This window comes from Pseudomonas fluorescens (genome assembly GCF_005938625.1).
Lineage (GTDB): Bacteria > Pseudomonadota > Gammaproteobacteria > Pseudomonadales > Pseudomonadaceae > Aquipseudomonas > Aquipseudomonas fluorescens_BD.
On the sequence record NZ_VCNJ01000008.1, the window covers coordinates 43,142 to 68,127 of the forward strand.

The following is a 24,986-nucleotide window of genomic DNA, read 5'->3' on the forward strand; positions in this document are numbered from 1 at the left end:
ATGCGCACAGGAACAGAGCAAAATGTCGCAGTTATGAAATTAAATGGTGCACAGGATATAAATCAGGCCGTTTTTTGGACCTGCTTTGCACTCTAATGGTGAGATTAGATTCACGTCATGCACCAACAGTTACACCCCCTTCGCGAGCAAGCTCGCTCCCACATTTGAAATGCGTTCCCCTGTGGGAGCGAGCTTGCTCGCGAAGGGTTCGACTCGGTTAAACCTGAAAAACACAGGCAAAAAAAAACGGAGCCCGAAGGCTCCGCTCTTTTATGCAACCAACCCGATATCAGGCCAGTTTCTTGTGACGCACGCGGTGTGGCTGGGCAGCTGCTTCGCCAAGACGCTTTTTGCGATCGGCTTCGTACTCGGTGTAGTTGCCTTCGAAGAAGATCGCTTGCGAGTCGTCTTCGTACGCCAGGATGTGTGTCGCCACACGGTCAAGGAACCACCGATCGTGAGAGATCACAATCGCGGCGCCCGGGAAGTCCAGCAGGGCTTCTTCCAGGGAACGCAGGGTTTCAACGTCGAGGTCGTTGGACGGTTCGTCGAGCAGCAGGACGTTGCCGCCCTCCTTCAGGGTCAACGCCAGGTGCAGACGACCGCGCTCACCGCCGGACAGGTCCTTGACGAACTTCTGCTGGTCGCCGCCCTTGAAGTTGAAGCGACCGACGTAGGTGCGCGACGGGATCTCGTAGTTGCCGATGCGGATCTGATCAGAACCGTCGGAGATCTGCTGGAACACAGTCTTGCTGCCATCCAGGTCATCGCGGCTCTGATCGACGCAGGCCAGCTGCACGGTTTCGCCGACTTCGATGCTGCCCGAATCCGGTGTTTCCTTGCCCATCAGCATGCGGAACAGGGTCGATTTACCGGCACCGTTACCGCCGATCACGCCAACAATGGCACCCTTCGGCATCGAGAACGACAGGTTGTCGATCAGCACGCGATCGCCGTAGCCCTTGGTGACGTTCTTGAATTCGATGACCTTGTCGCCCAGACGTGGGCCGGCCGGGATGTAGATCTCGTTGGTTTCACTGCGCTTCTGGAATTCCTGCGATTGCATTTCTTCGAAGCGTTGCAGACGAGCCTTGGATTTCGACTGGCGGGCTTTCGCGCCTTTGCGCACCCACTCCAGTTCTTCCTTCATGGCTTTTTCGTGGGCCGACTGCTGCTTGGATTCGGCAGCCAGACGGTCGGACTTGGCTTCGAGCCAACCCGAATAGTTGCCTTCGTACGGAATGCCCGCGCCGCGGTCGAGTTCGAGAATCCAGCCAGCGACGTTATCGAGGAAGTAACGGTCGTGCGTGATCGCTACCACGGTGCCCGGGAAGTCGTGGAGGAAGTGCTCCAGCCACGCAACGGAATCGGCGTCCAAGTGGTTGGTCGGTTCGTCGAGCAGCAGCATGTCCGGCGCGGACAGCAGCAGACGGCACAGGGCCACACGACGTTTTTCACCACCGGAGAGGAATTCGACCTTGGCGTCCCAGGCCGGCAGACGCAGTGCGTCGGCGGCGACTTCCAGCTGGCGATCAAGGTTATGACCGTCGCTGGCTTGCAGGATCGCTTCGAGCTTGGCCTGTTCGGCAGCCAGTTTGTCGAAGTCGGCATCTTCTTCAGCGTAAGCCGCGTAGACCTCGTCCAGGCGGGCCTGGGCGTTCTTGATCACGCTGACCGCTTCCTCGACCACTTCACGCACGGTCTTGGTCGGATCAAGTTGTGGCTCTTGTGGCAGATAACCGATGTTCAGCTCCGGCATCGGACGGGCTTCGCCCTCGAACTCGGTGTCGACGCCAGCCATGATTTTCAGCAGCGTGGACTTACCCGAACCGTTGAGGCCGAGTACGCCGATCTTGGCGCCGGGGAAGAAGGACAGAGAAATGTTTTTCAGGATTTCCCGCTTCGGCGGAACAACTTTGCCCAGCCGATGCATGGTGAAGACGTATTGAGCCAATGGGTGGCGCTCCTGACAAAATGGAAATAAGCGCGCTGAAAGCCCCGCCCCACGAGGTGAGTAAAGGTGATTGACGTCATCCAGGCGTTTCTTGAAAAAATACCCTCTCGGGTACTCTGCGCGACTGCAAATAGTGACGCGTTATCCCTATGAGTGCAATTGTGCCTGACAGAACGATCAGCCCTGACTTTGCGGCGGATAGACCAAGTGCCATGGGGTGCGTGATTCATAGGCGCGCGCAAGGTGGATGGCGATATGTTCATGCTCGCGCTTACAGACGAATTGCAGCGAACAAGGTTTGCCGTCATCGGTGAACCCCGCCGGTATCGCAATGGCGCACAGGTCAAGAAAATTCACGAACCGGGTGAAATGATTAGGGGGTGCCAGATGCTCAATTTGATCCAGTGCGCACGCAGGCATCTGCGTGGTGGGCAAGACGATGGCATCGACACTCTCGAAGAGGCGTTCGAACTGCCTGCGCAGTACGCTCATTTCCTGTCTGGCATCAAGGTAGGAGCGGCGGGAGATCTGTGCGCCGTGTGAAAGGCGGGCGCGCACCGCTTTGCCTATTTCACTGCGAGGGTCCTGAAAGAGGTGCGCGTAATTGGCATGCGCCTCGTAGAACGTGATAAGCGTATTTTTCTTCAGATAGTGTTCCAAAGAGGTGGGGAACTCACCCGTCTGGAGCTGGATACCGGCATCGCGAAGCACCTGGATGGCGTGCTCATATCGCGCGAGAACAGACGCGCAGACAAATGAGCGCTCACTGGGTGGCAAAGTCGCCACGCGATATTGGTCCAGGGATTTTTGTGACAGGGATCCGGCTTTGTTTTCGAAGGTCGCGCCGTCCGATACATCCAGCAGATGTGAGTAAAGCAGCGAAGCGTCGGCAACGCTTCTGGCGAGAACTCCCACGGAGTCCAGTGTCTGGCTGAGAGGCACGACATGGGTCATGTCGATCAAGCCATGGCCTGGCTTCAGACCCACAATGCCGCACCACGACGCCGGAATGCGCACAGAACCTCCGGTGTCGGTACCCAACGCCCAAGGTGTCAGGCCGGCAGCGACAGCGACCGCGGCCCCGCTGCTCGAGCCACCCGGGGCAATTTCGTGGTTGGTGCTCCAGGGGTTGTGCGGGGTCGGAAAATGCTCGTTCACACCAAAAGCGCCCAAGCCAAATTCCACTGTGTGGGTTTTACCCAATATGACCATACCTTTGTCTGCAAGGCGCTCGACAACCTCGGAGCTGGTTGACGCCCGCAGTTCACGCCAGCATGCGGAACCTGCCGCGGTGAGTTCTCCCTTTACGTGGAACAGATCCTTCAGTGCAATGGGAATACCGTGCAGTGGTCCCTTGGACTTGCCCTCACCGATGTCCTTGCAGGCTCGACGCGCGGCGGCGCGCGCCTGGCGCTCATAGACATCGAAAAATGCATTGAAGACGGTTCGACTGTCGAGGATTCGATGCAGGAAAGCATCCGTCACCTCGACGGGCGACAGGTCCCTGGCTTGAACGAGCGTAACGAGTTGGGTGGCCGTCAATCGGGTGATTGATGTACTCACTTGGCCTTCTCCGGGTCGGCCAATGTGCCGTGCTCCGATTGGCGATCCCCCACGAAAAGGATTGAAACGATTACGATCGACAACGTCGCAATAACGATCATCAAGACCGCCAGTTTCATGTGCGCCAGGAAGAACGCAGCATCATTGATGTAATGGCCGAACACTGCAACGCCAAGCGCCGATCCTATCTGGCCCGTCGCTCTGGAAAGTCCCGAGGCGATGCCTGTATAGATTTTTGGAGCACTCTGCATAAACACCGCGGTCGACATCGGTGCCCCTAGTCCGCCGCCCAGACCAATCAAAACCAGCGGCACCAGGAGCCAGGAATAAGCAGTGGAGTATTGGGGGATCAGCATTGCACAAAACCCGACGAGTCGGATCAGCGCCCCGGCGATCATCAGTTGTCGAGGTTGAAACCGATCAACCAGGCGCCCGGACATTTTATTACCGACTATCACGCACAGCGACAATGGGAGTAACGCCAACCCGGTTTCAACCGCGCTGTAGTGAAGGTAGTCCTGGAAATAAAAGGTGAGGACGAAAAGCGTGCCGAAAAAAGAGAAGGCCCCGGCCAGAAAGATGTAGGCGATGCTACTGAAGTTTCTATTCTTGAACAGCATCAAGGGCAGCATCGGATGGGCCGTGCGGGATTCGATCAGCACGAAGGCCATCAACGATGCGACGCAGATTAGCCCGCCCAACACTATGAATTCAGAGGCGACGCTGGCGTTTGGATATTCTATGAGCGTCCAGATCAGACTCAACAACATCAATGCCACTGTGAACTGTCCCTTGAGATCGAAGTGCTTTTTATGATCGGGATATGCAGGGGTCTCGATCCTGCTGGTCAACCAGACACCCACTAAACCAATGGGAATGTTGATGAGGAAGATCGAGCGCCATGACAAGTACTGAGTGAGCAGACCTCCCATGAGAGGGCCCATCACCAGGGCGATCCCCCCCCAACTGGCCCAACTGGCAATGGCTTTGGCGCGGGAGGAATGATCGGGATAACTATGAGTGATCAGTGCCAGTGAGCTGGGCACTAATAACGCAGCCCCTATTCCCTGAAGACCACGCCCAACCAATAAAGGTGTCGCGCCCACACTCAAGCCGCACATCAATGAGGCGGCTACAAATAGCAGAAGACCTGAAATGTAGATTGTCTTCGGTCCGATGCGATCACACAGCGCCCCGCCCGACAACAACAGACTGGCGAACACCACCAGATAGGCATTGACGATCCATTGCAACGCATCCGTGCCAATACTCAGTTCATTCCTGATCGATGGCAAAGCGACGTTGACAATGGAAGAGTCGAGGATGACCAGTATGTAGCTGATGTTGGCCGCCAGTAGCACTGAACGTTGTGTTTTATTAATAGTGTTCATATGGACTCGATATCTTGGAATTCGTCACCGGCACCCGCAACGGGTGCCGGAAAGGATTAGTCCGCGTTGAATGCTGCAATATCTTTTCGGTAGTGCATTCCGTCGAAGTGGATTTTTTGAGCGACCGCATACAGGCGCTCACGCGCCTGTTCAAAGGTATCGGCGGACGCACTCAGAGAAATGACTCTTCCGCCCTTGCTCACCAGACAACCGTCAGTACGGGTTACCGCCGCATGGAAAACCCTGGCTTGCTGTTCACCGTCAGGCAGGGAAATCACATCGCCACTGCGTTTTTTCTCTGGGTAACCCGCCGAGCTGATTTGCAGTGCGACTGCGCATTTGTCATTCCAGCGAACCTCGGCCTGGTGCAACTGCTTGTTCACAGCCTGCTTGAGGAGCGGCGCCAACTCACTGTCCAGACGCTCAAGCATGGGGAACAATTCCGGATTGCCAAGGCGGCAGTTGATCTCCAGCAAATGGACTTCCTGCGCTGGATCAATCATTACGCCAAAATATAGAAACCCTAAATATTCAATGCCTTCGTCGTTGATTGCCTTGATGACAGGCTCAACCAGACGCTCAATGATCCGCTGGGTCAGCGCCTTGGAAATGACCGGAGAATAGGCGCCCATTCCGCCAGTGTTCGGGCCCGCGTCATTCTCGTGCAGTCGTTTGTAATCGCGACTTTCGGCCATCGGAATGTAATTTGTACCGTCAAACAATACGGTAAAACTGACTTCCTCCCCCACCAGAAAGTCCTCAACCACGACCTTCCCGCCGTAAGTACTGAACAGGTGATCAAGGGTGGCGTCGACTTCCTGCCAGTCGTGGGCAATAACAACCCCGACTCCTCCGGTGGCCATTCCATCGACTTTCAGTACCAACGGCAGCGTCCGATCGCGGGCATACGAGCTGGCGGACGCGAAATCGGCAAACACTTCAAACTTGGGTGTGGGGATGTTGTGCCGTTGCATGAACTGCTTGGAGTATTCCTTCGACCACTCCAGTTTTGAGGCGTCGCGAGTAGCGGCCAGGATCTTGAGGTCTCGCGTATTAAAGTAATCGACAATCCCTGCCTCAAGTGCCTGCGTTGGCGTTACCAGGGTGTAATCCACCTCATACCGGGCGGCGGCATCGGCCAATCCCGGTATATCCGTCGACGCTACATTGATATTTTCGACTTTCGATTCGGCTTCGGTGCCGGGGCTACCTGGGGCGACGTAGACTTTTTCCACCTGATCGGATTGGACCAGCTTCCATGCGAGTGCATGCGCTCCCGAGCCTGCGCCGACAATGAGAATTTTCATATTACGTTCCTTGTGTAGAGAGTAAGAAAGTCAGTCCTTGAGATTCGAAGGGCCCCATTGAACCGAATCGTTTAACCAGTCGAGGAAGGTATCTATCCGTTCTAGCAGTCGGGCATCACTATCAGCGACGAGTATCGCGCTCAGTACATCGTCGGTGTAGGTTTGTGCAGCTGCATAGGTCTGGCCTTCGACGCCGGTAATACAGAGGGTCTTGACCCAATCGAAAGGTGCGAACGCCGGGATTTTCAGCAACCGTTCATTTCGCACTGGCACACGAATGGAGGCAGCGAAACTTGTCGGTGATCGCCCCGTGGGCAAAGGGTCTTCGATGCCCGCACACGCTCTGATCCAGGCTTGGTGAATATTGATTCCGTAGGAATGTTCGATCAATTCACCTGTCAGCGACCCGGCAGTACGTGCTGCGATTTCACACAATAAAAGTCGATCATCAGGCGTCTGGAAGATTTCAGCATGAAATCCCAACGGCGACGTTTGCGGTAATGCGGCAATGACACTTTTAGTGAAGGCCACCAGCCGTCGCGCAAGCGGTGTTTCCGGCTCGAGGGTTCGACTGCCGAAGGTTCCGGCGTTTTGGAAGTCCAGGGAGCCATTGATATAGGCGCACGGTGCAAAAAATGCCGAACCGCTGTCGGTCACTACGCCATTGACATGAAACATCTGCCCCTTGATGAAGGTCTCGATCATGTAGCCTTCAAGTGTCGGTTCGTTGAAGACTTGCGCAAGATCCGATCGATTGCGTATTACCCGAACCCCTTTCGAACTGCATCCATCGACAGGTTTGACTACGCACGGGAACCCGTGCTGATCAATAAACGCGAGAACATCGAGTGAGGACTGCACGCGTTTGAAGTGCGCCACCGCAATACCGGCTCGCGTCATATGTTCTTTCATGACGACTTTGTCCCGATACGCGATCGCGCTTTCGAGACTTTGCCCTGCAATGCCCAGATGCTCGCGAAGACGGGCGGCACGAATCAGGTCGAATTCAGAGTGCGGCAGGATCCTGGAAAATTTCGTCTGCGCCGCCCAGTCCAGTGCCGTCGTTTCGGCTTGGGAACCAACGTCCAGGTCGTTCAAGCGTTTTACCGCCTGGTAGAGATGTTGTGAGGGAAAGGGAAGTGAACCAATCAGAAAAAGTGCTTCATCCCTGTCCTTCAACCACTGTGCAAAATCTATCTTGATGCTTCTTCCCAAACACAGAATAGCCATGTTTTTTCCCCGTCATTACCGACGTATTTTCAATCCAGGGGCTGGAGTGATTTGCGCATGAACAGACGTGCGTTCCCTTCTGGCGTGCAGGCGACGCGGCCAAAAACTTCATACCCGTTCTTCACGTAAAAAGTCGGTGCCTGGATTTCCATAGTGAACAGCAGTGCCGTCAAGCACCCCCGTCGCGCAGCCTCTTGTTCGGCCTCAAGCAACATTCGACTGCCATGGCCTCTTCCCCGAAGTGTGTCGGGAAGATAGAAATAACTGATAAAAAACACCCCCAACGACGTCCTGCCCACCAGTCCCCCAACGACTTCGCCGGTGACGGGGTCCACCATCATGACGTCCAGTGGTTCGTTATCGTTGAGGCCCGTTTTCGCCACATTGTATTGATCCAGCAAATCACTGATCTGGTTGCGAGCGCTGGGCTCAGCGGTATTGTGAAGCGTGATGAGATAGTTATTGCTGCTGCTCGATTCGTATGCATCTGTCATTAATGAATCCACTGTGGAAGGAGCGAAACGCGGCACATGTGTACCGCGCAGAGTTACGCCTCAGTGACGGTCACGGCGCCGCGTACACGGGCGTCCTGATGCGTCTCGAGGTAAAGCTGTTCGTAATCGGCACCGCGGGCCTTGAGTTGTGGAATGACGGGACGCCCCTGATGAACATCCAGCCATAACCGCAGTAGATGGCGCTTTTGCGTCTCCGAATCCTGAAACTCGGTACGAGAGTGGAGCGTGGTGAAATTGTTCAGAAACAGCATTTCTCCGGGCTCAAGCATGAATTCAAGCTGGAACTCTTTCCGATTGCAGATTTGGTAAAAGGCTTTAAGCGCTTTGTCCATTTCTTCTGGAAATGCCTGCTTGAGTACCAGGGCGGCCGCGCGCATGTAATTACCCACGCACATTGAACTGAACCTGCCGTTCACTTGGGAAAACACCGGTATCCGATAATCCGTGACCGGATGACCCGACTGGGCACGCTCGGCAGTGGCATAGGGGTAGCCTTCGTAGAGAACCGGCAATAACGCTGGATTCTCTTCCAGGAGTTGGTTATGCACCGCCAGTCCGCTGACGATTTGACTGGTTCCTCCACTGGCGGCACTGCTGAGGCACATCAAGCCAATGATTTCGAACGCGTCCGAATGAAAACCCAGTTCCCGGTTTGACTGATAGCCGCGATTCTTCGGATTGGATACTTCGTGACGAACGTGACCGATGCGATCGCCCTGGGTGCTCTGTACAACAGGTCGTCCCATGTAGGAAGAAAGCCCCCAAAACAATCGTTCGAGATCCCGCTCACTGAATCTTTCCACATCGATACCGTGTAATACCGCAACCCCAGGCCCCTGTTGCAGCGTCTGGTGAAGGTTGCTCAGCAGCTCATGGATAGAAGGCTCATCGAAATCCTCCCATGTCAGATCGTGGATCGACTTGTGGGCACTTTGTTTCAACAAGGCCTCAATGCAATGCAGATCCGCGTCACTGAACGTTAGCAGCACCTCGTCCTTGGACTTGAGTGTCGAAGCATTCCAGACGGCGGGGTCGCTGATGGTCGCAGGCGTGAAATTGACGTATTCGGCGTTCATTCAAGGATCCTCAAGCACTGCAAACCGTGCACGATGTGTGTTGAGGTTTCTCAGTGATCGTTGTTTGCAGTGTGGCGAAATCAATCTGGATCAATTTGCCGGCGGAACTCATTGGCCAACCGACCAAGTGACGCACGATGTCCGCTGACATCATGCCCCCCACGGTCATGGCGCAATGGCTGAACGCCGACGTAGCAGGAATCAGGTCATGTTTTTCACGGTACTGTCGGGTGGCGTGATGATCCGGGTTGTTTTCCTGTGACCAGAGTTCATCGCAGCGAAAGCAACCGGATCGACCCGGATATTTGGTCCATAACATGCCCATGCCGGCCGAGACGCTATTGAAGACCGCGGGTATGCCGCCTGCAAAACAGGCATCGCTGATCCAGCGGTCGGCGGCGATGACAGGGCGATCGATTGCCGCAACGATGATGTCGGGTTTGAATTGATCGATCAGGGCGGCCACTGCGTCAGTCCCCGTCAGACGCTGAAGCACGGTATTGACCGTGACATCAGGATTGATGGCGATCAATCGAGCCTTGAGACCCTCGACTTTTTTCTGCCCGATGTCTTCAACCGCGAACAGTTGACGGTTGAGATTACCCAACTCGATATCGTCGAAATCCACCAGGGTCAGGGTTCCGCAACCTGCCATCGCAAGTGCAGTCGCAGTACAACTTCCCAGACCGCCACAACCGAGCATCAAGACACGGCCCTTGAGCAACCGCGCTTGAAGATCCGCCGGCTTCTGCTGATCGCGGGCGAGCGCTGCAAAACCGTTGAGGTTGCGCGAATAGCGATCTGCCTGATCGGGCCTTAGCCGGTCGAGCTGGAAGAACGTACTGTCTTGAAGAAGATTGCGCGTGTGCAAATCATTAACCAAGGCAGCGACAGCAGCCTGATCCACCTGATGCTTTTCGCTGGCCAGTTGCAGCGCAATCTGTGCCAAATCCCTTTTGCCGTTCATCAACTGGATGGCCGCGTATTTCCAGTTGTCAGCGTCTTCCAGAATCAGGCTCGGGTCGCCTTGGCGGGTCCCGCGATGAATCGCCACACGGTGGTTCGGGATTGGCACAGCAATGACGGTTGCCTGCAGTTGGGGGCGGTTCATCGGGTTTGCTCCTTCACGGTGATAACGGGAAGAAGGATGCCTCTGCGGCCAACGTTCATGACCGGATCAAAACTGGCCCGGGCCTGGAAACCCGCAAAGCGCCCGCCATAGACGTAGGTGTCTACGCCCGACCACATCTGTTCGGTCACTCCAATGTCCGGGTGGACCGCAGCAAGCATATGGCCCTTGATATACCGCTGGACCACAAAGGTGGATGCCCCCGCCAGCGCTTCCTGGATAAATGCCTCCCACTCTTGCTGCGCAGCGAATGGCCCCACCAACAGCCCCTCGCCACGGGTTGCATTCGACGGTTTCAGTACCAGATCCTGACGATGCTGTTTGACATAATCGATCAGGTTCACTGTCTGGCCGTTGTGATCGGTGCTGCTACCTTCAACCAGCAGCCGCGTCCAGGGGATATGTGCCTTACACAGAACCTGGTCCTGCGCAGGCAGCAAGGCCAATGTCGCGGGATCACTCAGCAGCGCCATGATGGCTTTATCCGCCAGTGGCCACTGACTGACCAAGGGGTTGAGAAACGTCACCTCACCCGCATTGGCGGCTTGCAGGTATTCGTCGACCAATGGCTCGTCAATCAAATCTCTCAAGTCGAGCTTGTTGTAGGCGACATCGATGGTGCGGCCTTGTTTATCGACAAGCTGGCCATCGCGTCGCGATAGATCCGCCGCATCGACTTCTTCGGTGGGTACGCCGAGCCTGTTCAATCCAGCGACCATTTGTGCCACTTCGTTTTTGAAGCGGCCCTTGAATGTGACAATGGCGGCACGACTCGCGGGGCGCCCGACCCGTTGCAGGTGAGTCGCCAGAATCTCCTTGAGGAACAGGTCCGCATCGGCGACGAAAGGCTGAAAGTCGATGCTGTGTTCTACACCCGCCAACAACGGGTTCTCGATATCGGCCCAAAGCTGGCTCGCCAATCCGTTCTGGATGACGCCGCCGGGGCAATCGGTATTGGTTTCCAGAATCTGGTAAACGCCTTCACCGTCGAATAAACCATCAAGTCTGAATATGCGAACCAAGGGCGAATGATCTGGCAGATTCAAAGTCAGGTGCTCGCTGTTCTTGTAGGCTGGGAACAATTTACGCACCTGTTCATTCTTGACGTAGATCCTGGCAACGTTGTCAAAAACCCTGGCGAATCCCTCTCCGATCGCTTTCAGCTGCTCGACTACTTTTTGCGGCAGGATCAACGGACGGATCGAGACGGGGTAACTTTTGCCTTCGAAATTCAACCCTTCACTCGACAACGTTTCGCTGAAGCGTTGCTGGGCTGCCAGCAGGCTTTTGTTCGCTGCAGGGGTAAGCCCCGCAAGAGACCGCTCGATCAACTGGTTATCCAGGTCGAACAGATTGGCGTCGTTGCCGCTGGTTAACTTGCTAACGATGCCGCCGGCGGCCTCTGACCGAAGGGTATTTTGTTTTTTTGCGGTGCTATCCATCGCTGTGCCCAACCGTGCTAATCCGTCATTTAGGGTTTGTGTATCGATCGTCAAAGGCGGCAACAATTTGATTACGTTGTCTTGCGGACCGCAGGTTTCGACGATCAATCCGTCAGCGTAAGCGTGAGCGCTCAGGGCTTGGGCCGTCGCGCAGTCTTGCAATTCGATGCCCCATATCATGCCGATACCGCGCACCGCTTTGATCGTCTGGGGCCACGTTGCGTGCCAGTGGGAGAGTGCATCGGCGATGCGCCTGGAATTCTCGGCAAGCGCCTGTATAAATGCGGGGTCTTGCCAGAATTGCAGCGCGTGAGTGGCTGCGACAAAGGCAAGGTTGTTACCTCGAAACGTGCCGTTATGCTCACCTGGTTGCCACTGATCCAGCTCCGGTTTGATCAGCACCAGCGACATCGGCAGGCCATAACCGGAAATGGACTTGGCCAGACAGATAAGGTCGGGTTGAATGCCCGCCCGCTCGAAGCTGAAGAACGAGCCTGCTCGACCGCACCCGGCCTGAATGTCATCGACAATCATGAGAATCCTGTGCCGAGCGGCCAGTTCGGCCAACCTTGCCAGCCACGGTCCGGTAGCGACATTGACACCGCCCTCTGCCTGAACGGTCTCGACGATGAAAGCGGCCGGCAAGTCGATCCCCGCCCCCGGCGAATGCAACATTTTTTCCAGCACTTCCAGGCTGTCTACATGCTCACCGAGAAAGCCCTCATAGGGCATTCGAATGATATCGGGCAGGGGAACGCCGGCGGCGGCCCGCTTGGCGCTGCGCGCAGAGGCTGCAAGCGCCCCCAGAGACATGCCATGAAAGGCGTTGCTGAACGCAACGATGTTGGTCCGGCCTGTGACTTTACGGGCGAGCTTCATTGCCGCCTCAACCGCATTCGTGCCGGTAGGTCCCGTGAACTGCAGGCGATAATCCATGCCTCGGGGCTGAAGAATGATTCGATTGAATTCTTTGATGAAGTTTTTCTTCGCGCTCGTGTGCAAATCAAGTGAGTGGGTAATACCGTCGCGTTGCAGGTAATCCACAAGAGCGTTCTTTATTTTCGGGTGGTTATGTCCATAATTCAAAGACCCCGCACCGGAAAGAAAGTCGATATACGTGTGACCATCGACATCCCGAAGTATGGACTCTCTCGCGGTGTCAAATACCGCCGGAAATTTTCGACAGTAACTTCTCACCGCGGATTCATGATCGGTAAATATCGCAGTTAGATCTTCTACGGCAGCAGCAGTCGCTGGAGTGACTAAAGTATTCACTTCACTATCCTTTGTCGGAATTGACTTTACTCAAATCAGAAATTCAAGATTTTATGATCTGCGCGTGGTTACCCGCATTACCGCTAGAGTTCTTCTCGTATCATAATCCTGCCCAGACTGGTCAGTTGCGGGGAGTTTTCGCAGGCAATGAATGATGCGCTTTGCTGATTATTGGCGTGATAATGCCGCGCCCATGCAGGCACATAAATTGCGTCACCGGCTTCCCAGTGCAGCACTTTATCTTCAATGAACGTAGAACCGGTTCCCGCCAGCACATAGAGCACTCTTTCATAGTTGATTCGATGCAACCGAGTTTGCTCTTCCGGGGCCAGGTGCTCGATGCTCATACGCATTGTTTGCACCGGCAGATCCACTGCGTGGTTTTTTACCTTTGCGGTTGTCACACTGCGTGCATCTTGATCGGCGCTGACGGCTACATGCAGAAGTCTTTGTGGTAGTTGCAGCGATCCCGCGTTTGCCTTATCCAGCCAATACCCGTCCTGCGATTCAGTCGATGGTTCATGGTCGGACCTGAAAGACTCTTGGCTGACCTCTTTCCAGATAGCGTCGAACATAACGCAGCGTTTCAGGATAGCTTCCCGCCCGATCTGTTTGGCCAATGCTTTCGCTTCAGGTGAATGTTGAGTCAACTCGCCCAAAATGCCCAGCATGGTGATGGCGTGGTCCTCATCCTCCTCAATGTGCAAACGGAAAAACTCCAACCCCTCGTCGCTGATGTTCAATCGTTCCAGCGCCTGCAGTACCGGTTTGTAGATCAGAGGGACAATGGCCTCCGCCCCCATGCAAAGGGCAGCCAATCCTTCGACAGGGTTGGTAGCACGAGAGAACTGCATTATCGTCTGAGTGAAATCGACGGTTTCTGGCAGCGCCTTTTCGGCCATGGGATGGGTTCCCACTGCGCGTAGGGTTCTCTGAAACAACTCGGCATGTGTGACCTTGTTGTCACCATCAATGCCCATTTCTTCCTGCATGTTTTCCATCAAATGCTTTATGTCGCCGAGGGATTCAAGCCGGTTGATGATGGCGCAAAGAAAGCGAGTGAAGTTTCGTGAGTAATGGTGATGTTGCACAAGAAAGTAGCGCACACCATTTAAAGACAGGCGGCCCTTTTGCATATTCAAGAGCAGGGGATGATTAACCAACAAATTCAACGCATCGGCATCCAGCCAGGAATCCCATATAGACCCACCGGTAATACTGCTAATGCTTTTGGTTATATCGGGCTGAGCAATAACAAGTTCCATATCCACTTTTATCTTCCTTATTGAGAAAATAGATTCAGCGATGGAGTTCATTACTACTTCGGGGTAAAGCCTGTCGACAACAGATCCACAACAATATCATTACGATATCACTCAACGACCGACGTCATCCGAAGTAATAGGACGCGGCTATAAAAATCCGGGTAGAAACAAGAGGAATAAATCGAAGGGATTGTTCATCAGCAATATCCTTATTATTTTTTACAAAATGTTTCCGTACAGTGCGGAACAAGGAATAGACCAAGGAGAAAATGATGTCAAGAAAAACAATCCACGAAGAATGTCACAGAGCCGTGACAAATCAGGATCACTCACAGTGATAGTAGTTAGCAGTGTTGCGATGACCCCAGTAATTATTAAGGAATGAGAAAGACAGACTGTAAACCATCCCCTGAAATCCATCTGCGCGATACAAGTACTGAATGAGATTCCCGGACCAATATGTGTCGATGGTTGAACTATTCGTTACGATGAAAGTCGTTACCGCATCTGGGTAGTGGCTGTGTGACATTGTGGTTAGTTCACTTCAACTCAGGCAGGTATGTGAATTTTTTCTTGCAGTGCCCATAGACTTTGGCCGCCTCTGTTAAACAGCCGCACAGGCAAAAAAATCTTTCAGCCACCGCTTTTGAAGGCTGAATGGCAAATCGCTAACCTTTTATTCCGACGGCGACAGAAATCCCATAGAAGTGTCAGCAACGGGGTCATTGCAGCGTACCGGCGATGCTGAAGGGTTATCGAGGCCACCAGTCGTGCAGGGCTGGCACTTCGCCACGACTCAAGGCATGCTAGCCGCCCTTTGGGCGTCCGGCTTATAGTGCACGTCGCGCCAGTCCAGCCAGACCGCAGGATTACAGCTTGTCCAATGTCACTCCGCCAGCTTCCGTGAGCAGCACCCCACCGGCGCCCGGCTCGTCCCTGCGCGGTACATTAAAGGGTGCGCTGGCGACGCTCGTGCTTTTGTTGCTGGCGTTGCTGTTCTGGCAACTGCTCGATCAACTGCGCGAAACCCAGAAAAACCAGCGTCAGTACACCATCGATTACACCGCCGACCTCGCCTCGCAGGTCAGTCTGAACATGGCGCTGAACGCGCAAATCGCCCTCAATCTGCTACCGATCGTCGAACAACCGCAATCAGCCGACGAACAGCAGGTGCTGCTGCGCAAGCTTCAGCAATCTCTGCCCGATCTGCGCAGCATGGCATTGCTCAGTCCTTCCGGGCGGATCATCAGCGACAGCGCCGTCGACAGTCACGACGCCGACTACCTCACCGAACTGGTGCGCCGCAGCCGCGCCCAGGCCCACTATTTCAGTAACGCCGATGATGGCTCGGTGGTGCACCTCTTGCTGCATCAGGCCAGCGGCAGCACGCGCGGCTATTGGGCCTTGCGCCTGACCCCGACCTTTTTCGACTCGCTGACCAAACAGGGTGAAACCGGCATCCGCCCGTTGTGGCTGGTGGAAAACCGCATCAACCATCAGATCATCAGCCGCGATGAAGCGTTGCCCTCGGCCAAGCCCGGCGTGCTGAGCCCGGACGACCTCGCCAACACCGTGCTGACCGTGCCACTGAGCAGCAGCGACTGGCAGTTGCGTGGTCTGTTCGACCGTCAGCGCGTGCTCGAAGAACTGCTGCCGGCATTTATCGGCAAATGCCTGTTGGGCCTGGCGTTCTCGATGCTGCCGGTGATCGCGCTGTTGAACATGCGCCGTCGTCAGCGCCAGTTGCACGAAGGTCGTCGACGCTATCAGGACATTTTTGAAGGTACCGGGGTGGCCCTGTGTGTGCTCGATCTGTCCGGCCTGAAGCAGGTCTTCGACAAGGCGCAGATCCAGACCAGCGACCAGCTCAAGGCCTGGCTCGACCAACCGCAACAACGCCAGCAACTGCTACAGGAACTGCGCGTCACCGAAGTCAACCAAGTGGCGCTGCAACTGCTCAACGTCAACTCCTGCGAGCATGCCTGGCAACTGTTGATCGATGGCCACCCACACCGTCAGTGTGCGATCGGCAATCAAGTCCTCGACGCCGTCCTGCAGCAACAAAAGCAGCTGGAACTGGAAATCAAACTGCCGGACATCAACGGCCGCGACCAGCACCTGTGGATGGTATTGCGCCTGCCGACCGAGCAGCACGACTACAAAGCCGTGATCCTCAGCATCAACGACATCACCAGTCGCAAGCTGATCGAACTGTCGCTGCTCGAACGCGAGGGGTTCTGGTCGGACGTGGTGCGCACCGTGCCGGATCACCTGTACGTGCAGGATGTGATCAGCCAGCGGATGATTTTCAGTAACCACCACCTCGGTCAGACGCTCGGCTACAACCGCACTGAACTGCACCAGATGGGCGAGTATTTCTGGGAGATCCTCCTGCACCCGGAAGATGCCGACTACTACCATCGCTCACGCCAGTTGCAACGCCACGCCGGTTACAGCCAATTGCTGCAATGCCAGTTGCGTTTCCGTCATCGCGACGGCAAGTGGCGGCGTTTCGATATTCGCGAACAGGCGCTGGCCCGCGACAAGCATGATCAAGTCACGCGGATCATCGGCGTGGCCAAGGACATCACCGAACAGATCGAGGCCAGCGAATCCCTGCGCGACAGCGAGCAGCGCTACCGCATGCTCGCCGAAAGCATCAGCGACGTGATTTTCTCCACCGACAGCAAGCTCTCGCTGAACTACGTCAGCCCGTCGGTGCAAGCCGTGCTGGGTTACGACGCCGAGTGGATTTTCCAGAACGGCTGGCAATCGACCATCGCCAACCCGCAGCAACTGAGCGGGATCTACACGCTTATGGATCGCGTCAGCAAGGCGCTGGACAAACCCGAGCAACTGGCGGTGTTGCGCAATCAGGTGCAGACGCAAATGTTCCTGTTCGACTGCCTGCGCGCTGATGGCCGCAAGATCCCGATCGAGTTGCGTCTGGTGCTGGTATGGGACGAACATGGCGCGTTCGAGGGCGTACTCGGTGTCGGTCGCGACATCAGTCAGCAGCGCCGCGCCGAGAAAGACCTGCGCATGGCCGCCACGGTTTTCGAGCACTCGACCTCGGCGATCCTGATCACCGACCCGGCCGGTTACATCGTGCAAGCCAACGAAGCCTTCAGCCGCGTCAGTGGGTACGCGGTGAGCGAGGTGCTCGACCAGTTGCCGAACATGCTCACCGTTGACGAGCAACAGGATGCGCACCTGCGCTACGTGCTCAAGCAATTGCATCAGCACAGCACCTGGGAAGGCGAAGTCTGGCTCAAGCGCCGTAACGGCGAGCATTATCCGGCGTGGGTCGGCATCACCGCGGTGCTCGACGACGAAGGCGATCTGGCCAGTTACGTGTGCTTCTTCAGCGACATCAGCGAGCGCAAGGCCAGCGAACAGCGGATTCACCGCCTCGCCTACTACGACGCCCTGACGCATTTGCCGAACCGCACACTGTTCCAGGATCGCCTGCACACCGCGCTGCAATCGGCCGAGCGGCAGAAGTCGTGGGTGGTGCTGATGTTCCTCGACCTCGACCGTTTCAAACCGATCAACGACTCCCTCGGCCATGCCGCCGGCGACCGCATGTTGAAAGACATGGCCACGCGCCTGCTGGCCTGTGTCGACGATGACGACACCGTGGCGCGCATGGGCGGCGACGAATTCACGCTGTTGTTGCAACATCGTTCCAGTCGCGAAATGGCGCTGAACCGGGCGATTCATGTCGCCGAACAGATTCTCGGCAGCCTCGTCCGGCCGTTCGTGCTTGAAGGCCGCGAATTCTTCGTCACTGCCAGTATCGGCATCGCCCTGAGTCCGCAGGACGGCAACGAGCTCAGTCAGTTGATGAAGAACGCCGACACGGCGATGTACCACGCCAAGGAACGCGGCAAGAACAACTTCCAGTTCTACCAGGCCGACATGAACGCCAGTGCGCTGGAGCGTCTGGAGCTGGAAAGCGACTTGCGCCATGCCCTGGAGCAGAACGAATTCGTCCTGTATTACCAACCGCAATTCAGCGGCGACGGCAAACGCCTGACCGGCGCCGAAGCGCTGTTGCGCTGGCGTCATCCGCGTCGTGGTCTGGTGCCGCCGGGAGATTTCATTCCGGTGCTGGAAGAACTCGGTCTGGTGGTCGACGTTGGCGACTGGGTGATCAGCGAGGCGTGCCGTCAACTGAAGACCTGGCACCAGAATCGTGTACGCGTGCCGAAGGTGTCGGTGAACATTTCCGCGCGACAGTTCTCCGATGGTCAGCTCGGTACGCGGATCGCCACGATCCTGCGCGAAACCGGCCTGCCGCCGGCGTGTCTGGAACTGGAACTGACCGAAAGTATCCTGATGCGCGAAGTCAGCGAGGCCATGCAGATTCTTGCCGGGCTGAAAAACCTCGGTCTGAGCATTGCGGTCGACGACTTCGGCACCGGTTACTCATCGCTGAACTACCTCAAGCAATTCCCGATCGACGTGCTGAAGATCGACCGCACATTCGTCGATGGCTTGCCGTCCGGTGAGCAGGACGCGCAGATCGCCCGGGCGATCATCGCCATGGCCCACAGCCTGAATCTGGCGGTGATCGCCGAGGGCGTGGAGACCCATGAACAGCTGGACTTCCTGCGTGAGCATGGTTGCGATGAGGTTCAGGGCTATCTGTTCGGGCGGCCGATGCCGGCGGGGCGATTTGAGGCGCAGTTCAGCAATGATGCGCTGTTCATGTTCGACTGAAGATCGGCGGCGCGACCGAAAAGATCGCAGCCTTCGGCAGCTCCTACAAGGATTGATGTCGGTCACAGTATTCGGGATCAGCTCGGATTACTGTAGGAGCTGCCGAAGGCTGCGATCTTTTGAGGCCGGCACAATCACCATCTATCTGCGCATGAACGCCACTTGTCTGCGACATGATGTCGTTTCATATGCCATCCAAAACCCATTGGGTTAGAATGCCCCCCTTTTCTGCCCCCGATCCTTGAGGACCGCCATGTTCAGCCGTGATTTGACTATTGCCAAGTACGACGCCGACCTTTTTGCCGCCATGGAGCAAGAAGCTCAGCGCCAGGAAGAACACATTGAGCTGATCGCTTCGGAAAACTACACCAGCCCAGCGGTGATGGAAGCTCAAGGCTCGGTCCTGACCAACAAGTACGCTGAAGGCTACCCAGGCAAGCGTTACTACGGTGGTTGCGAGTACGTCGACATCGTTGAGCAACTGGCCATCGACCGCGCCAAAGAGCTGTTCGGCGCCGATTACGCCAACGTTCAGCCGCACGCCGGTTCGCAAGCCAACGCCGCCGTTTACCTGGCCCTGCTGCAAGGTGGCGATACCATCCTGGGCATGAGCCTGGCACACGGTGGTCACCTGACCCACGGCGCCAGCGTTTCCTCCTCCGGCAAGCTGTACAACGCCGTTCAATACGGTATCGATGCCAACGGCCTGATCGACTACGACGAAGTCGAGCGTCTGGCAGTTGAGCACAAGCCAAAAATGATCGTGGCCGGTTTCTCTGCCTACTCGCAGATTCTCGACTTCCCACGCTTCCGCGCAATCGCTGACAAGGTTGGCGCTTACCTGTTCGTCGACATGGCTCACGTAGCCGGTCTGGTTGCCGCGGGTGTTTATCCGAACCCGGTGCCTTTCGCTGACGTCGTGACCACCACCACGCACAAGACCCTGCGCGGTCCACGTGGCGGCCTGATCCTGGCGCGCGCCAACGCCGACATCGAGAAGAAGCTGAACTCCGCGGTCTTCCCGGGCGCCCAGGGTGGCCCGCTGGAGCACGTGATCGCTGCCAAGGCGATCTGCTTCAAGGAAGCGCTGCAGCCTGAGTTCAAGGCCTACCAGGAACAAGTGGTGCTGAACGCCCAGGCCATGGCCGAAGTGTTCATCGAGCGCGGTTTCGACGTAGTTTCCGGTGGTACCAAGAACCACCTGTTCCTGCTGTCGCTGATCAAGCAGGACATCTCCGGTAAAGACGCCGACGCCGCTCTGGGCAAAGCGTTCATCACCGTGAACAAGAACTCCGTGCCAAACGATCCACGCTCGCCATTCGTCACTTCCGGTCTGCGCTTCGGTACCCCGGCTGTGACCACTCGCGGCTTCAAGGTTGCAGAGTGCAAAGAGCTGGCCGGCTGGATCTGCGACATCCTGGCTGACCTGAACAACGAAGCGGTGATCGACGCCGTGCGCGAGAAAGTCAAAGCCATCTGCAAGAAACTGCCGGTGTACGGCGCGTAATTGCGACGTTAAATCTGCAGCATGAAAAACCGGCCAAGTGATTGGCCGGTTTTTTTTCGCCTGCAGAAAAGATCAAAAGATCGCAGCCTTCGGCAGCTCCTACAGGTGAATGCATTCCAAATGTAGGACCTGCCGAAGGCTGCGATCTTTTGATCTTAACCACCGGTCAGACCGGTCATGCCAATTTTGTGTTTTCCCCTTGTATTCAAGAAAAACCCGAGCGTAGACTGCGCCTGCACTGGACATACCGGTAAGACCACAATAATTAAGTCCTGAATCTGAGCGTGCAAGCGCCAGCAGCCAGGACACCGACCAGGATTTCTCCCATGCTCAGATGGTGCTCGCGTTCAATCTTCCTCCAAGTGGTTCTCGGACTGATGCTCGGCATCGTCTGCGGGCTGACCCTTCCTGAATACTCGGCCCAGCTCAAACCGCTCGGCGACGGCTTCATCAAACTGATCAAAATGCTCATTGGCCTCATCGTGTTCTGCGTGGTGGTCAGCGGCATCAGCGGCGCGGGCGATCTGAAGAAGGTCGGGCGCATCGGCCTCAAATCGGTAATTTACTTCGAAGTGTTGACCACCATCGCCCTGGTGATCGGCCTGGTGTTCGCCTTCAGTACCGGCATCGGCAGCGGCGCGAACATTCATTTGGAGCAGCTGTCCGCCGCTGATATAGGCGACATCGCCGAGCGCGGCCAGCACATGCACACCACCACGCAGTTCCTGATGGACCTGATTCCGACTTCAGTGATCGGCGCCTTCGCCGACAACAATATCCTGCAGGTGCTGCTGTTCTCGGTGCTGTTCGGCAGCGCCTTGAATCTGGTCGGCGAAGCGGCTTCCGGGATCTCCCGACTGATCAACGAACTGAGCCATGTAATCTTCCGGATCATGGGCATGATCGTGCGTCTGGCGCCGATCGGCGTGTTCGGCGCGATTGCCTTTACCACCAGCAAATATGGCCTCGATTCCCTGCAGCACCTGGGCAGTCTGGTCGGTTTGTTCTATTTGACCTGTATCGCTTTCGTCAGCGTGATTCTCGGTCTGGTGATGCGCGCCTCTGGCCTGCGTATGTGGCCGCTGCTCAAGTACCTGCGTGAAGAACTGCTGATCGTCATGGGCACCGCCTCTTCCGATGCTGTGCTGCCGCAAATCATGCGCAAACTCGAACACCTCGGCATTGGCAGCTCGACGGTTGGCCTGGTGATTCCGACCGGGTATTCGTTCAACCTCGACGGTTTCTCGATCTACCTGACCCTGGCCATCGTCTTCATCGCCAACGCCACCGGCACGCCACTGGCGATGACTGATTTGCTGACGATTCTGCTGGTGTCGCTGATTACCTCCAAAGGGGCACACGGCATTCCGGGTTCGGCGCTAGTGATTCTGGCGGCAACATTGACGGCGATTCCGGCGATCCCGGTGGTCGGTCTGGTGCTTGTGCTCGCGGTGGACTGGTTCATGGGCATCGGCCGGGCACTCACCAATCTCATCGGCAACTGCGTCGCCACGGTAGCGATCGCCCGTTGGGAAAAAGACATCGACGTGCAACGCGCCAACAAAGTACTCAGCGGCCAGCAGGGCTACACCTTTCAGCCGCGTAAAACAGCAACTCCGGCGCACCAGCAGGAGTTCTGATTTCAACCCTGGAGGCGCTGCCGCAAGCGGTGATCTTTGATCCTGATTTGCGGCGCCCTACAGGCACATGGAGCAAGACAAGTGATTACCACATCAACCGTCGTCAACTCAGTCGTAGAGAAACTCCGCGCCGCCCTCGCCCGGGGTCAGTGGCGCTCCGGCGACATGCTGCCGGGCCAGCGTGAACTGGCCGAACAACTGGGCATAAGCCGGCCGAGCCTGCGCGAAGCGGTGATCGTCCTGGAAACCCTCGGCCTGGTCCGTTCGATGCCGGGCAAAGGTGTGGTCGTGCTCGACGCGCAATTGAGCGACAGTCAAAGCCACGACAGTGCCGTGGCCGGCGCCAGCCTGGAAGACGTGCTGCAACTGCGCTACACCCTTGAGCCGTTCATTGTCGGCTTGGTCGCACAATCGATCAGCAGCAAGGAAGTCGGCCAGTTGCGCCTGACCCTGATGGACATGCGCGAAGCCCTCGAGGCTGGCGACAGCGAAGCCGGGGTCAGCGCTTACATCGCCTTCCACGAAGAGTTGTTCACCCTGACCTCGAATCCGATCTTCCAGAGTGTGGTGCAGCAGACCAGCAATGCCCTCAAGCAAAGCGCTGAAGTGTTGCGCAACTCACCGGAACATCTGGCCGAACGGCTGGAAGAAAACGAAGCGGTGGTGCGCGCCATCCGCAGCAAGAACAGCGCCCAGGCCAGCGCCGAAATGCGCCGGCACATTCTGCGCGAAGGTAAGCGCATGGGCATCGAGCTGAATATTCCGGAAGACAACTTGAGTCGCTGATCCCTATTGGAGACAGGCCATGAACAGTTTCGCCTCACCGTCGCACACCCAGCCGGCTGCTGCGCCCCTGCCCTTCTCCCGCGTCAGGATGCCGGCGGACGATCTGTATCCGCGACTGTTGGATGCGATTCTGGAACAGCGCATAGACTCGACCAGCCGCTTCACCGAGGACAGTTTGAAAGAGATGTTCTGCGTCAGCCGCGCCGATGTGCGCCGGGTGCTGACGCAGTTGTCGCTTGAGCAAGTCATTGTGCTGCGGGCCAACCATCGCCCGCGTGTGGCAGCACCTGATCGGGAGCAGACCCGGCAGACTTTGCATGCGCGGCGGCTGACCGAAAACACGCTGGTACGTTTGGCCTGCCAGCGCCCGCAAGCAGAAGGCTTGAAACTGCTGCGCGGGTTGATCGAGCGCGAGCGTCAGGCGGTCGAGCAAGATCGGCGCGGGGCGGCGATTCGCTTGTCGGGGGAGTTTCATCTGACGTTGGCGAAAATGGCTGGGAATGCACCGTTGGCGCATTTTTTGGGCAGTCTGGTGCCGTTGACGTCATTGGCGATTGCGCGAAGTTCGTCGCAGACGCACAGCTGTTGCGCGTGGCAGGAGCATTTGGCGCTGGTTGAGGCAATGGAACATCGGGATGTTTCCAAGGCCGGGATGCTGATGAATCAACATCTGGATCATCTTGAGCAGACCCTGCTGGGTTCAGACCTTGAGCAATGTGCTGTCGGTTAGATCGCCTTCGCGAGCAAGCTCGCTCCCACAGTGAATTGCATTCGACTGACAGAGTGCGGTCGACTGTGGGAGCGAGCTTGCTCGCGAAGAGGCCATCACTGACAACCGAGATCCATCAGGCAGAAGCCAATCTGGCAAACCCCGCCCGAATCTTCTCTTCCGGCAAATCATCAGCAATAAACACAATCACACTTTCCCGCGCCTCGCCCTCGGCCCATTCGGTGTCCCAGTCGAAACCATAGAGTTTCAGCACGCCCTGAAACACCAAGCGCCGATCTTCGCCGGCAATGTTCAGCACGCCCTTGTAACGCAGCAATTGTTTGCCGTGTTCTTCCAGCAGTTCATTCATGAACTCGCTGAGCTGATCGATATCCAGCGGCTGATCGGTGCGCAATACCAGACTGGAAATACGATCAATCGACGGCGCCTTGCTCACCGGGCGCAGGCTCAAGTCGCCGCCAAGATCGGCATTCAGGTTGAAGCCGCGCACATCCAGCAATTCAGCCAGATCAATATTGCCGTGCTCAACCACACGCACGGGCGCACGCCGGTTGATCCGCGTCAGGCGTTCGCTCAACGCGTTGAACGTCGCCTCATCCACAAGATCGGTCTTGCTCACCAGCAAGCGATCGGCAAAACCGATCTGCGCCTGGGCGATGGTCTGGGTCAGGTGGACATCCGCGTGCGCCGCATCGACCAGGGTGATGATGCCGTCGAGCAGATAACGCTCGCGCAGTTCTTCGTCGATAAAAAACGTCTGTGCCACCGGCGCCGGATCGGCCAGTCCGGTGCACTCGATGACCAGGCGATCAAACGCAATTTCGCCGCTGTCCAGCCGCTCCAGCAGCAGATACAACGCCTTGGTCAGGTCGGTGTGAATGGTGCAGCAGACACAGCCATTGGCCAGGGTCATGACTTGCACGGGTTCATCGCCGAGCAACTGCGTGTCGATGCCGGCGTCGCTGAATTCGTTTTCGATCACGGCGATTTTCAGGCCGTGCTCGGCTTTCAGAATATGGCGCAGCAACGTGGTCTTGCCGGCACCGAGGAAACCGCTGAGTACCGTGACAGGTATGGGAGAAGACAAAACTGATCCCCTTCACAAAATGAATGAACAACACAAAAACAACTGTGGGAGCGAGCTTGCTCGCGAAAGTGGTGTGTCAGTCAAATCATTCATCAACTGACACTCCGTATTCGCGAGCAGGCTCGCTCCCACAGGGGGATTACCTCAACCTTGCGCTGTCAGCTCAACAGCACTTCGGCCCACCCTTGCCACCGTAACGGGCTTCCTGACGTTCGCGGAAGAACATCTCGTAGCTCATCACCGGTTTGTCCGGGTGCTTGGTTTGCATATGCTCGACGTAGGTGTCGTAGTCGGGCATGCCGACCATCAGGCGCGCGGCCTGACCGAGGTATTTACCGAGGCGACTCAGGTCATTGAACATGGT

At 56.5% G+C, this 24,986-nt stretch carries 16 protein-coding genes and 1 pseudogene; 5 read left to right on the top strand and 12 right to left on the bottom strand.

Going from position 1 to position 24,986, the window contains the following annotated elements:
* Window positions 1–289: 289 nt before the first annotated feature.
* The 10 genes and pseudogenes from ettA to FGA82_RS06370 form a co-directional block, all read right to left on the bottom strand.
* Window positions 290–1,954 (bottom strand): energy-dependent translational throttle protein EttA, encoded by a 1,665-nt coding sequence (ettA, locus tag FGA82_RS06325; protein WP_064118743.1) that lies wholly within the window; start codon window positions 1,952–1,954, stop codon window positions 290–292.
* 177 nt (window positions 1,955–2,131) lie between these two features.
* The gene (locus FGA82_RS06330; RefSeq protein ID WP_171057249.1) at window positions 2,132–3,517 is read right to left on the bottom strand and encodes an amidase; all 1,386 of its coding nucleotides are present in this window, start codon (window positions 3,515–3,517) and stop codon (window positions 2,132–2,134) included.
* On the bottom strand, window positions 3,514–4,908 hold the full coding sequence (locus FGA82_RS06335) for an MFS transporter (RefSeq protein WP_141126417.1): 1,395 nt from the start codon (window positions 4,906–4,908) through the stop codon (window positions 3,514–3,516). The genes FGA82_RS06330 and FGA82_RS06335 overlap by 4 nt, the downstream gene beginning before the upstream one ends.
* A gap of 56 nt (window positions 4,909–4,964) precedes the next feature.
* Complete coding sequence (gene purD / locus FGA82_RS06340) at window positions 4,965–6,215, bottom strand: phosphoribosylamine--glycine ligase (protein WP_141126418.1); 1,251 nt, start codon at window positions 6,213–6,215, stop codon at window positions 4,965–4,967.
* A 30-nt stretch (window positions 6,216–6,245) separates the two neighbouring features.
* Window positions 6,246–7,445 (bottom strand): ATP-grasp domain-containing protein, encoded by a 1,200-nt coding sequence (locus FGA82_RS06345; protein WP_141126419.1) that lies wholly within the window; start codon window positions 7,443–7,445, stop codon window positions 6,246–6,248.
* Between the two features lie 29 nt (window positions 7,446–7,474).
* Window positions 7,475–7,939, bottom strand: a complete 465-nt coding sequence (locus FGA82_RS06350; protein WP_141126420.1) for a GNAT family N-acetyltransferase — start codon at window positions 7,937–7,939, stop codon at window positions 7,475–7,477.
* A gap of 53 nt (window positions 7,940–7,992) precedes the next feature.
* The gene (locus FGA82_RS06355) at window positions 7,993–9,036 is read right to left on the bottom strand and encodes a TauD/TfdA family dioxygenase (RefSeq protein WP_141126421.1); all 1,044 of its coding nucleotides are present in this window, start codon (window positions 9,034–9,036) and stop codon (window positions 7,993–7,995) included.
* A gap of 10 nt (window positions 9,037–9,046) precedes the next feature.
* Window positions 9,047–10,147, bottom strand: a complete 1,101-nt coding sequence (locus tag FGA82_RS06360) for a ThiF family adenylyltransferase (RefSeq protein WP_141126422.1) — start codon at window positions 10,145–10,147, stop codon at window positions 9,047–9,049.
* A 1,436-nt stretch (window positions 10,148–11,583) separates the two neighbouring features.
* Window positions 11,584–12,828: pseudogene (ectB, locus tag FGA82_RS32835) on the bottom strand (diaminobutyrate--2-oxoglutarate transaminase); the annotation flags it as partial.
* A gap of 137 nt (window positions 12,829–12,965) precedes the next feature.
* Window positions 12,966–14,198, bottom strand: coding sequence for an iron-containing redox enzyme family protein (locus FGA82_RS06370; RefSeq protein WP_141126423.1), 1,233 nt, complete (start codon window positions 14,196–14,198; stop codon window positions 12,966–12,968).
* Between the two features lie 825 nt (window positions 14,199–15,023).
* Here FGA82_RS06370 and morA point away from each other — a divergent pair.
* From morA to FGA82_RS06395, 5 genes are all read left to right on the top strand, one after another.
* Window positions 15,024–18,872 carry a cyclic di-GMP receptor MorA gene (morA, locus tag FGA82_RS06375; protein WP_141126424.1) on the top strand — a complete coding sequence of 1,283 codons (3,849 nt, stop codon included), beginning with the start codon at window positions 15,024–15,026 and terminating at the stop codon, window positions 18,870–18,872.
* Window positions 18,873–19,125: 253 nt separating this feature from the next.
* Window positions 19,126–20,379, top strand: a complete 1,254-nt coding sequence (gene glyA, locus FGA82_RS06380; protein ID WP_077574612.1) for a serine hydroxymethyltransferase — start codon at window positions 19,126–19,128, stop codon at window positions 20,377–20,379.
* A 326-nt stretch (window positions 20,380–20,705) separates the two neighbouring features.
* Window positions 20,706–22,019 (top strand): C4-dicarboxylate transporter DctA, encoded by a 1,314-nt coding sequence (locus FGA82_RS06385; RefSeq protein WP_141126425.1) that lies wholly within the window; start codon window positions 20,706–20,708, stop codon window positions 22,017–22,019.
* Window positions 22,020–22,100: 81 nt separating this feature from the next.
* Entirely contained in the window at window positions 22,101–22,805 is a 705-nt protein-coding gene (locus FGA82_RS06390) for a FadR/GntR family transcriptional regulator (RefSeq protein ID WP_141126426.1), read from the top strand.
* Between the two features lie 19 nt (window positions 22,806–22,824).
* On the top strand, window positions 22,825–23,535 hold the full coding sequence (locus tag FGA82_RS06395) for a GntR family transcriptional regulator (RefSeq protein WP_141126427.1): 711 nt from the start codon (window positions 22,825–22,827) through the stop codon (window positions 23,533–23,535).
* A gap of 115 nt (window positions 23,536–23,650) precedes the next feature.
* On the opposite strand, the gene yjiA is transcribed toward FGA82_RS06395, so the two are convergent.
* Window positions 23,651–24,622, bottom strand: a complete 972-nt coding sequence (yjiA, locus tag FGA82_RS06400; RefSeq protein WP_141126428.1) for a GTPase — start codon at window positions 24,620–24,622, stop codon at window positions 23,651–23,653.
* Between the two features lie 163 nt (window positions 24,623–24,785).
* Entirely contained in the window at window positions 24,786–24,983 is a 198-nt protein-coding gene (locus tag FGA82_RS06405) for a YbdD/YjiX family protein (RefSeq protein WP_003228401.1), read from the bottom strand.
* Window positions 24,984–24,986 lie beyond the last annotated feature (3 nt).